Below are 10,061 nucleotides of genomic sequence, written 5' to 3' on the forward strand. Positions count from 1 at the left end.
CGGAAAATAGCAAAAAATAGTTTATCCTGTTTTTTAAAATTCCGGTTAAAGAATTTCTTTCATTTAGAGTTTTTAGACTGAATACGGTTACTGATATATTTTTATACCAGTGAAGGTAAGGATCGTTTTAAGTGCCTGTGCATAGAACTTCTGACTTTCGTCTGTTTAAATTTTAAAAAAACCTGTCTTAGCGGATACACCGAATTATTCGAAAAAATGCTTTAAACAATCCGGAGATAAAAATTCCGGCGGAAGCAAGCCTCCGCCGGAACTGAAAATAAACTTTTAACCTAAATATAAAGATCTGAATATAACGGATGAAAAAAATAATCTACCGTCCTATTAGTTTTTAAGCACTTTTTTTGAAACCACTTTTCCTGATTCCATATGGATTTTTATAAAATAAGTCCCTATTAAAAGTGATGAAGTGTCAAGACTCAATGCTTTGCCTTTCACCAGGATCTTTCCGTTCATATCCGCAATTTCAATTTCTTTCACCGGCTCGTCCGCATGTATAGAAATTGTGTCCTTGAAAGGATTTGTAACATGGACATTCGTATTTTTATCGGATATTTCCTTTGCAGAAAGAACCTGCTGCTGGATCACAAATCTTGAAATGTTGTTGTCGTGGATCACATAAATATAATTATCCTTTACAAAGACATATCTCTGGGAGGTAAATGAAGTTCCGGCAAGCGGATAAAAAGTATTGTTATTAATAGTAACATTATTCCCGGTGAGAGAATAACAGGCAATTCCCAGTTCCTGTGCTGAATTTTCTGCCGGAACGAAAAGAAGGTTACTGTAAGGGAGAAGCTGGTCATCTCCTACCTCATAAGAACTACCATTATAACTAAAAGATTTGCTGCCCGTAATCACACCGTTGGCTCCTATGGAAAGATCTAAATTTCCTTGGGTATTGGTTTTTGTAAAATAAATATTATTGCTGTCGTTAAGGATATTGATCATCGAGCCATCATTTTGTGAAGCCTGTACACTGTATCCGTGGGATGCTCCTGAAGGAACGTTTGAATTGGTTATCTGGGCATACCCTCCCTGCCCGTAGGAAGCATCAAGATTTCCGGTATTGATGTCGACTTTCCGGATATTGGACTGTCCAGCCGAAGGATAAATGTATTCGTAAAGCGCATTGCCTTTATTGAAAAAGAATTCATAAGTGCTGTTTCCATTCGGATCGCCTGCTACGGCAGCATTGATGGCCATCGCACCGTTTGTGCCATAAGAAGAGTCAGGAGTACCGTCTGAGAGGAATTTATAAAAGCCGGTATCATCACGGAAGAAAATCTTTCCGTCTGAAAGTCCAATTTTATATTGCCAGTTGGTTGCCTGCATGGCTGCCTCTGAGAAGCTGGTGTCCGGCTGGCCGTCTGAAAGGTATTTCTTATTTCCGGTGGTCAGGAAAAAGTCGTTGTTCGCATAAAAATAATAAGCTTCAAAATAAGGGATCAGTATATTTCCGTTGGTTCCGAAAGTATTGTCCGGCGAACCGTCGCTGTTCAGCCGGATAAACTGGGTCTCGCTGCTGGTTGCTGAAGGATAGCTCACAAAAATCTTATTTCCCTGAAATGTAGAATGGATGTTGGGAATGAGCAGCGGATAATTATTTGATCCCACGCCCGGAATGGTAACCGTTCCGTTGGTTCCGAATGAATTGTCTTTTGTAATCGTGACCTGCGCATTGGCCATCGTACATGCCAACCCCAGAAAGGTAATAATTTGTTTCATAAAAACGTGTTTTTTAATAAGACAAAGATACAATATTTTTAAATCCCATGATATACACGCCGGAAATTTTTAATAAAAATCTAACTAAGTGATAATTTCTTGTTACGGATGGTGAAAAAAGAAGTTCGGAACCCATGCTGTATTTTTAAAACAGCAATAATCTATTATCTGAACTGTAACAGGTTGTGGATAAGTTTATCTTTTAAAAATGATCTCCAAATAAAAAACCCCGGACGAAATCCGGAGTCTGTATTCTAATGAGGTTAAAAGTTTAGCGTTTCATCCCTTTTTTAGAAATTACCCTATCTTTTTCAGTGGTAATTTTTATAATATAAACATCTTTCTGAAGGCTGGAAGTATTGATATTTTTAGAGGATCTGGTTTCCATGATCAACCGTCCGCCTTTATCAAAAATTTCCACCGATTTTATTTCTTCACCGGTGATCAGATCCAGCTCGTCCTGAAAGGGATTAACAAACTGAACGTCTGCCTCCATGCCGTTTTCCTTAACGGCAAGAACATTATTTGAGATCACATACCTCTTAATAATTCTCGGGCTGATCATCAGATAGAGATAGTTATCTTTCGCTGAAACGGAGATTTTATCATCGGGATTCATCATCTGCGTGGTAATTCCCGTATCTAAAAGGGTCTGCCCGTTAATTGTGCTTAAAGTATGACCGTCCGTACTCAAAAGAAACAGCTTTCTGGGATAACTGTCATCCAAAACCGGTATTACTGCCTGATTGTTTATTACCGCGAAATCCTGGACATATAAAAGCTCTTTTCCGTTGAGGTTGTCCGGGAGATCGATTCTTCCGCCGGAGCCGAATGAAGTATCGAGCATACCGGTAGAACGTGTTTTCGTAAGAAATTTTACCGATGAATAATCATCGAACAAATAATTAACCAATGAGTTATCATCCGTCATGCAAAATTTCATTAGGGTGGATGAAGATCCCGTTTGGTATTGTGCATTTCCGTTGATTCCAAAGCCGGTATCGTAATTCCCCGTCGTATAACTCATCTTTCTGAGGGATGAATTATTTGATTCATATTCCATAATGGAATTGCCGGCATGGAAAGCTACGAATTTTTCATGCCCGCTGAAAAGAGTGTTTCCGGAACCGGATAAAGTGCTGTTGCAGTCCATGGCTCCGTTGACCCCAAAAGAAGGATCAAGCTGTCCTGAAGGATTGAGCTGATAAATACGGTTGGTCGTCCTGACCAGCAGATTCCCATTCGGCAGCACCTTCCGGTAAATCTCGTCGGTAAGGACTTCGCCCTGTCCTCCGGTGCCGTAACTCAGGTCCAAAGTGCCGTTGTAGTGGAATTTCTTACCCGAAAACATCATCACATCGGCAGTACCGGATTTGTGAACGAAATCGTCAGTCCCTGCCGTACCGTAGGCCAGCGGACAGCCGAATGAGCCCGCAGTCCCGAAAGTGGAATCCACGCTGCCATCCGTCCTGAGCATGGTAATTCTGGAATCCGTGAGACTGGCGGTTGACATATCAAAGTTCTGAACGATTATTTTATTATTCACAAAATGGTAAGACAGGAATCCGCTGAGGCCGGGATCCAGATTGACGATACTGTTATTACCGAAACCGGAATCCGGTATGAGGTTAAGTTGGGCATTGGCCAGTGCAGCCACCAACGCCAACGCGGTGATAAAAGATTTTTTCATAATATTTTGTTTGTAGGTGTTTTCCAAAAATACTATTTTTTTTCACACAAAAATGAAAAAGCAGGCAATAAATGCCTGCTTATATCTATCTGTGGTACATAAAGTTACTACACCAACCTCATCAAAACATACTCATCAGTCTTTTCCACTTTCACGAGGTTGTTTTTCGTTAAGGTTTTGGAAGCTTTATCCCATTTTTTACCGGACAGCTGGCTTCTTTCTTTTACTTCGGCCAGTGAGAATGCTTCTTCACGGGAGTTTAGGATTTCAAGGATCACCTTTTCATCTTCTCCGAGCTCAATCTGCGGCACGGCTTTTTCTGGCCTCATCTGAGGGAAGAACAGCACTTCCTGGATGGAGGCATTATTGGTAAGGAACATAATCAGCCGGTCCATCCCGATTCCCAATCCTGAAGTCGGCGGCATTCCGTATTCCAGGGCTCTCAGGAAATCCTCGTCGATAAACTGACCTGCTTCATCATCTCCTTTTTCAGCCAATTTCAGCTGGTCTTCAAAACGCTCTCTCTGATCGATCGGGTCGTTAAGCTCGGAATAGGCATTGGCGATTTCTTTACCGCAGACCATTAATTCGAAACGCTCCGTAAGGCCTTCCTTGCTTCTGTGTTTTTTGGTTAAAGGTGACATTTCGATCGGGTAATCGGTAATAAAAGTCGGCTGGATGAAGTTTCCTTCACATTTCTCACCGAAGATTTCATCGATCAGTTTCCCTTTCCCCATGGTTTCATTCACCTCGATGCCGATTGATTTGGCAAAGTCGAATAATTCCTGCTCCGTTTTACCGGTAATATCGAAACCTGTGAATTTAAGGATCGCATCCGTCATAGAAACCCTTTCGTAAGGTGCTTTGAAATCTACCTCATATTCCCCGAAAGTCGCTTTGGTGGTTCCGTTTACCTGAACGGCACAGAATTCCAGCAACTTCTCGGTGAAATCCATCATCCAGTTGTAATCTTTGTAGGCTACATAAATTTCCATAGCGGTAAATTCCGGGTTGTGGGTACGGTCCATTCCTTCATTCCTGAAGTTTTTGGAGAATTCGTATACCCCGTCGAATCCGCCTACGATCAGCCTTTTCAGGTATAATTCGTTGGCAATTCTTAAATATAACGGAATGTCCAGGGCGTTATGATGGGTAATGAAAGGCCTGGCTGCAGCTCCTCCGGGAATCGACTGTAAAATTGGTGTTTCCACTTCAAAATAGCCGGCATCGTTGAAGAACGTTCTCATGGCATTGAAAAGTTTCGTTCTCTTTACAAAAACTTCCTTTACCTGAGGGTTTACCGTTAGATCCACATACCGCTGTCTGTATCTCATTTCCGGATCGTTGAAAGCATCATAGATCACGCCGTTTTCATCGGTTCTCGGCTGTGGCAGCGGTCTCAGAGACTTGGTAAGAAGGGTAAAGTTCTTTACCAAAACGGTTTTCTCGCCTACCTGCGTGGTGAAAAGCTCTCCTTCCACCCCAATGATATCGCCTATATCCAAAAGGTGCTTGTAGACTTCATTGTACAATGTTTTGTCCTCACCCGTGCAGATCTCGTCCCTGTTGAAATACACCTGTATACGGCCCGTAGAATCCTGCAATTCAGCAAAAGAAGCTTTCCCCTGAATTCTTCTGGACATCAGTCTTCCAGCAATCTTCACCTGTTTACTTTCTGCGAAATCCCGTTTTATGGATTCTGTGGTATCCGTAATAACGTATTCATCCGCAGGGAATGCGTTGATCCCCATTTCAACAAGCTTATTCAGCTTTTCTCTTCTAATGATTTCCTGTTCTGATAATTGCATTTCTTATTTTTCTAAAAGCGTACAAATTTAGTGATTATTTATAAAATTAAGTTTAAAACTTGGATCAAATATTATATCCATCAAATTGTCAATATTCAAGTAAATAATCAACAACATACCACTTAATTATGAAAATTTTAAATTAAATTAAAAATATCACTTAATAATGAATTAAAAATGGTGAAAATTCATTATCTTTGGGTTACACCGCAAATCAAAAATAAATAAAGGATGAAAAACAATGACTTTGTTTTCCCGGATTTAATAATTACCGGATCAGTCTGCCGGAATAACTTAATACGCGAAGGTTATTGTTAAGGAATATCTCTGTACAGAAACCTGATTTGAGTATGATTCTAGAAACACAATTCTCAGCACCTTACGACCGGTAAGGTGTTTATTTTTGATTAAAATCCGGCCAGTCCTTTTGCTGGTGCTGCGGAACAAACGTCCATGCCAGCATCCTGCTTATTTTATTGCCCTGCGCCATTTCGGTTACCCGGAACTCGGCTACCTTTGCTTTCTTTAGAAGAGCGGTCAGTTTAAAGAGATGGTCTTTTTTTGAAACCAGACAGGTAAACCACAGGACCTGCGAAGGATACAGCGCACTTTCCTGAATCATTTTGGTAATAAATGCCGGCTCCCCGCCTTCACACCAGAGCTCAGACTGCTGCCCGCCGAAATTCAGGACCGGTTTACGCACTTTGGATTTGCTCAGGTTTTTTGTTTTTCTCAGGTTTCCCTTTAAAGCTGAAGCTTCGGAATCATGGAACGGAGGATTGCACATGGAGAAGGCAAACCGGTCTTCAGGTCCAATGATATTTTTAAAAATGTGATCCGCGTGCGGCTGTTTCTTCAGGCGGATAGCCGGCAACAGGTCCGGATTGTGATCCAGGATCTGACCTGCATTGTGTAAAGAATCGTCATTGATATCGGTTCCGAGCAGGGTCCAGCCATATGACCGGTGCGCAATTAATGGATATACCAGATTGGCACCCGTTCCGATATCGAGCCCGTATACCTGTTGCCCCTCCGGAAGCTTGCCGGAAGATTCCGCCAGCAGATCGGCTATGTAATGAATGTAATCTGCCCTGCCGGGAATCGGTGGACAGAGGTTGGCATCGGGAATATCCCAGTGCTGAACCCTATAAAAGTGTAACAACAAAGCTTTGTTCAGGAGCTTAACGGCCTTCGGGAGGCTGAAATCGATCGTTACACTTTCATAAGCGTTCACAAAAACATAAGGTTTCAGTTCGGGTACACCGGCAATCAGCTGATCGAAATCGTACGGATCACGGTGGGGATTCCTGGGATGCAGGTTGGACTTTTCAGCCATGCCTTATTTTTTCAGGCTTAAAATATACTGCACCATTTTTTTGGCATCTTCTTTAGACACCTGAGGATGAGGAGACATCGGGACCCCGCCCCAGACTCCGCTGCCGCCTTCAATGATCTTGGAAGCCAGCAGCTCCGTATCTTTTTCAGAATATTTATCTGCAATCTGCTGATACGATGGACCGATCATCTTTTCGTTCACGGCATGGCAGCCGGAACAGTCCAGCGCCTCCATTATCTTATCTCCGGAGAGATTGCTGTTTCCGGGATTAGAAGCATGTGCTGTTTCCGCACCGGAATCGGCAGAAGGGGTTTCTTTTTTAGAACAGGAAAACATCAGCATGGCCACACCTCCCGCTAAAAACAGATTTCTCATCATTCCCGTACTTATTTTTTGGCAGCCGTAGCCGTATCTGCTTTTACCTGGTTGGCCGGTAAAGATTCCGCTGCATTTACCTGGGAATTCTCTGTTTTTCTGGCAGTGGAATCCACTACGGTAGGGGCATCCGGCTCAGGCAACATCGTGTTGCTGTCCTGTAAGTCATGATTTGGCTTTTTTGAGCAGCTTGCCGCTACTAAACCTCCGATAAACGCGATTGCTAATACTTTTTTCATTATTTTTTCCTATAAAAATTTAGACAAAAGTATAAAAAATAAACGTTCAAACTTATGATAAATGTCCATTTTAAAGATATTTTACGGAAGATTAAATTCAGGAATGATTATATTTAGGATTCATTTCTAAATTTAGGGCATGGTTTTCATTTCAAAAGTTCTCTTTTTTACGAGCCACCACGGCTTTCTGACGGTGATTGTTTTATTTGTAATTTTCGGGGCGTTATCTGCTCTTACGAAAAAATGGCTGCTGCTGGTCATCGCCTTTATCCTGTCCATCGGAAATGTTATCGCAGGACAGTTCCTCAATGCCTGGTTTTTAAATACCTACGGTACGGAAAGCACGGCCATCATTACCTCCGACGTGGAGACCAATTCTACCCTCAACGAACAGTACATCCACGATTACGAAGCCATTGTAAAGAAACAGGACGGCAGCTATGTCAACACTTTCTTTTCCACGACAACGGCAGCCCTCTACCCTATTGAAAATGCTATCCGGATTCCGCAGAAAGAAAAACCGTTTCCCGTCAAATTCATTCCCGGCTATGAAAGAAATATCGTGATTCTTTACAACCAGTCTGATGAAGGAAAGATGCTGTTGAAGTATGAAAAACGTTCTCCCGTTGAAAAAGCCAGGATACAATATGAGGCCGATCCCGGAAATCCTGAATTTATCCGTGAATACCGCTCTGCCCTCCGAAACTATCTGAAACAATATGACGATCCTGAATACCGGGAAAAACTTAAGCAGTTTGAAAACAGATCTTTTTAGAACTTTAAGTTGAAGCCTTTATTGAAAAGCTGATTTGAATTTCAACATTAACAGCCCGTTTAAGTTTCAGGTTTTATCTTCACCATTAAGCAGTTAAGATATTTTAGCTTAAAAAGCCAATTTTGATCCGTACCATTTTTAACCATTAAATTTGAGTTTTTTAGGCAAAAATTTTGCAGCGGTAAAGGTTAAGAATAAACAAAGTTTATTTTAATTCAGAAAATTAAGATGAAGAGAGAGGACTAAAAATTTCTGAATTAAAATTTGAACAGGCTTTTAGATCACGGAGTAGAAAATTTTAACAAACTACAGAAAAGGAACAGGATTTGTTATAAGCTTTGAGATTTATTTTGATCATTTTATTTTTCATATCAAAAAAATATATACATTTGTACCATGTTTAGTAACAGCAACAATATTTGGTGGTGGCATTCAAACTCTTCGTCGGGTCTGAGGCTGTTGTCGTGCTGTTAATCCATCTTAACGCATCAATAATAAAACAATATACAAAGAGACTTTGACGGATACCGTTGAAGTCTTTTTCATTTAACCCTATTTAAAAATAAACTGCAGATGTTCAGTAAGAAAATAAAAGTAAAAACCGTTTCAAGAAAAACCCTGGGCGATCTCCGGACGCCGATGACCATTTATCTCCAGATCCGCGATCAGTTCAGGGATACCATCCTGCTGGAAAGTTCGGATTCTAAAAATATCGATAACAATTTCTCGTTTATTGCCGTTAATGCCATTGCCGGAATCGAGATTAAAACCTTAACGGATTTTGAAGTGAAGCTTCCCGGCCGGGAACCGGTAAAGCAATCCATCGGCAACCGGAACATTACCGAAATACTGCAGGATTTTTCCCATGTGTTCGAATGTGAAAGCACCAATGATCCGATTGAGAAAACGGCACAGAGCCTTTTCGGATATACCAGTTTTGAAGCCGTCCAGTTTTTTGAGAACCTGAGCTTTAAACCCCAGAGCCCAGAAGTAGAAATCCCAGTTCTAAGGTACCGGTTGTATCAGTACGTCATTGCCATCAACCATTATAATGATGAAATGCACATCATCGAAAACCGCATGGAAGGCGTAAAACCGGAACTTTATGTATTGGAAAGCTTGATTAAAAACCACAATTCCGTGATCTACCCTTTTGAAAAGGACGGCGGGGAAACTTCAAACGTCACGGATGAAGAATACATAGAGTTGGTAAAGACGGCACAGAAGCACTGTATGCGGGGTGATGTGTTCCAGCTGGTTTTAAGCAGAAGGTTTGAGCAGAAATTCAAAGGAGACGAATTCAACGTATACCGTGCCCTGAGAAACATCAACCCTTCGCCCTACCTTTTCTTCTTCGATTACGGAAACTATAAACTCTTCGGCTCCAGTCCGGAAAGCCAGCTGATCATTAAAAACAACAAGGCCGTTATCCACCCGATTGCGGGAACCTTTAAAAGAACAGGGCATCTTGAAACCGATCTTCAGTCGATCGAAGCCCTGAAAAATGATGAAAAGGAAAATGCAGAACACACGATGCTGGTAGATCTGGCCAGAAACGATCTTGGAAAACTCGGAAAAAACGTAACAGTAACGAAATTGAAGGAAATCCAGCTTTTTTCCCACGTCATCCACATGGTGAGCGAAGTAACAGCCGATCTGGCGGAGCAGACGAATCCTTTCGAAATGGTGGCAACCACTTTCCCTCAGGGAACTTTAAGCGGCGCCCCGAAACATAAAGCCCTGCAGCTCATTGATAAATATGAAAAAGATTCCCGCGGCTATTACGGCGGCTGTATCGGAATGATCGGTCTCGACGGCGAATGCAACCAGGCCATTATGATCCGTACTTTTTTAAGCAAGAACAACACCCTGTATTACCAGGCCGGTGCCGGATTAGTCGCTAAATCCAACCCCGAAAGCGAACTCCAGGAAGTAAACAACAAGCTGAATGCCCTGAAAAAGGCGGTGGAGAAAGCGGAGAAGCTTGTTGATAGAAGTTAGTTATTAGTTATTAGTTATTAGTTATTAGTTATTAGTTATTAGTTATTAGTTATTAGTTATTAGTTATTAGTTATTAGTTATTAGTTATTAG

The 10,061-nt window shown here is 41.6% G+C and carries 8 protein-coding genes; 2 read left to right on the forward strand and 6 right to left on the reverse strand.

The window, feature by feature from the left end; translation table 11 throughout:
• Positions 1-342: 342 nt before the first annotated feature.
• The 6 genes from CHA01nite_RS19895 to CHA01nite_RS19920 all read right to left on the reverse strand — a co-directional run bounded on the left by CHA01nite_RS19895 (position 343) and on the right by CHA01nite_RS19920 (position 7,194).
• Positions 343-1,746 (reverse strand): T9SS type A sorting domain-containing protein, encoded by a 1,404-nt coding sequence (locus tag CHA01nite_RS19895; protein ID WP_146944662.1) that lies wholly within the window; start codon positions 1,744-1,746, stop codon positions 343-345.
• Positions 1,747-2,017: 271 nt separating this feature from the next.
• Positions 2,018-3,436 (reverse strand): T9SS type A sorting domain-containing protein, encoded by a 1,419-nt coding sequence (locus CHA01nite_RS19900; protein WP_146944664.1) that lies wholly within the window; start codon positions 3,434-3,436, stop codon positions 2,018-2,020.
• A 107-nt stretch (positions 3,437-3,543) separates the two neighbouring features.
• The gene (gene lysS, locus CHA01nite_RS19905) at positions 3,544-5,244 is read right to left on the reverse strand and encodes a lysine--tRNA ligase (protein ID WP_146944666.1); all 1,701 of its coding nucleotides are present in this window, start codon (positions 5,242-5,244) and stop codon (positions 3,544-3,546) included.
• A gap of 397 nt (positions 5,245-5,641) precedes the next feature.
• Entirely contained in the window at positions 5,642-6,580 is a 939-nt protein-coding gene (gene rlmF, locus CHA01nite_RS19910; RefSeq protein WP_146944668.1) for a 23S rRNA (adenine(1618)-N(6))-methyltransferase RlmF, read from the reverse strand.
• A 3-nt stretch (positions 6,581-6,583) separates the two neighbouring features.
• Positions 6,584-6,958 carry a c-type cytochrome gene (locus CHA01nite_RS19915; protein ID WP_228458472.1) on the reverse strand — a complete coding sequence of 125 codons (375 nt, stop codon included), beginning with the start codon at positions 6,956-6,958 and terminating at the stop codon, positions 6,584-6,586.
• A gap of 8 nt (positions 6,959-6,966) precedes the next feature.
• Positions 6,967-7,194, reverse strand: coding sequence for a hypothetical protein (locus CHA01nite_RS19920; RefSeq protein WP_146944670.1), 228 nt, complete (start codon positions 7,192-7,194; stop codon positions 6,967-6,969).
• 139 nt (positions 7,195-7,333) lie between these two features.
• Between CHA01nite_RS19920 and CHA01nite_RS19925 the strand changes: the two genes are divergently transcribed.
• Positions 7,334-7,969, forward strand: coding sequence for a hypothetical protein (locus CHA01nite_RS19925; RefSeq protein ID WP_146944671.1), 636 nt, complete (start codon positions 7,334-7,336; stop codon positions 7,967-7,969).
• A 573-nt stretch (positions 7,970-8,542) separates the two neighbouring features.
• A complete protein-coding gene (locus CHA01nite_RS19930) occupies positions 8,543-9,970 on the forward strand; it encodes an anthranilate synthase component I family protein (protein WP_146944673.1) in 1,428 nt (475 codons plus the stop codon).
• Positions 9,971-10,061: the final 91 nt, after the last annotated feature.

The organism is Chryseobacterium hagamense, from assembly GCF_007991455.1.
Classification (GTDB): Bacteria; Bacteroidota; Bacteroidia; order Flavobacteriales; family Weeksellaceae; genus Chryseobacterium; species Chryseobacterium hagamense.

Excerpts from the sequence above, each read along its gene's own strand:
- CHA01nite_RS19915 (WP_228458472.1), bottom strand. The coding sequence starts at position 6,958 with ATGATGAGAAATCTGTTTTTAGCGGGAGGTGTGGCCATGCTGATGTTT.
- CHA01nite_RS19920 (WP_146944670.1), bottom strand. The coding sequence starts at position 7,194 with ATGAAAAAAGTATTAGCAATCGCGTTTATCGGAGGTTTAGTAGCGGCA.
- rlmF (WP_146944668.1), bottom strand. The coding sequence starts at position 6,580 with ATGGCTGAAAAGTCCAACCTGCATCCCAGGAATCCCCACCGTGATCCG.
- CHA01nite_RS19930 (WP_146944673.1), top strand. The coding sequence starts at position 8,543 with ATGTTCAGTAAGAAAATAAAAGTAAAAACCGTTTCAAGAAAAACCCTG.
- lysS (WP_146944666.1), bottom strand. The coding sequence starts at position 5,244 with ATGCAATTATCAGAACAGGAAATCATTAGAAGAGAAAAGCTGAATAAG.
- CHA01nite_RS19900 (WP_146944664.1), bottom strand. The coding sequence starts at position 3,436 with ATGAAAAAATCTTTTATCACCGCGTTGGCGTTGGTGGCTGCACTGGCC.
- CHA01nite_RS19925 (WP_146944671.1), top strand. The coding sequence starts at position 7,334 with ATGGTTTTCATTTCAAAAGTTCTCTTTTTTACGAGCCACCACGGCTTT.
- CHA01nite_RS19895 (WP_146944662.1), bottom strand. The coding sequence starts at position 1,746 with ATGAAACAAATTATTACCTTTCTGGGGTTGGCATGTACGATGGCCAAT.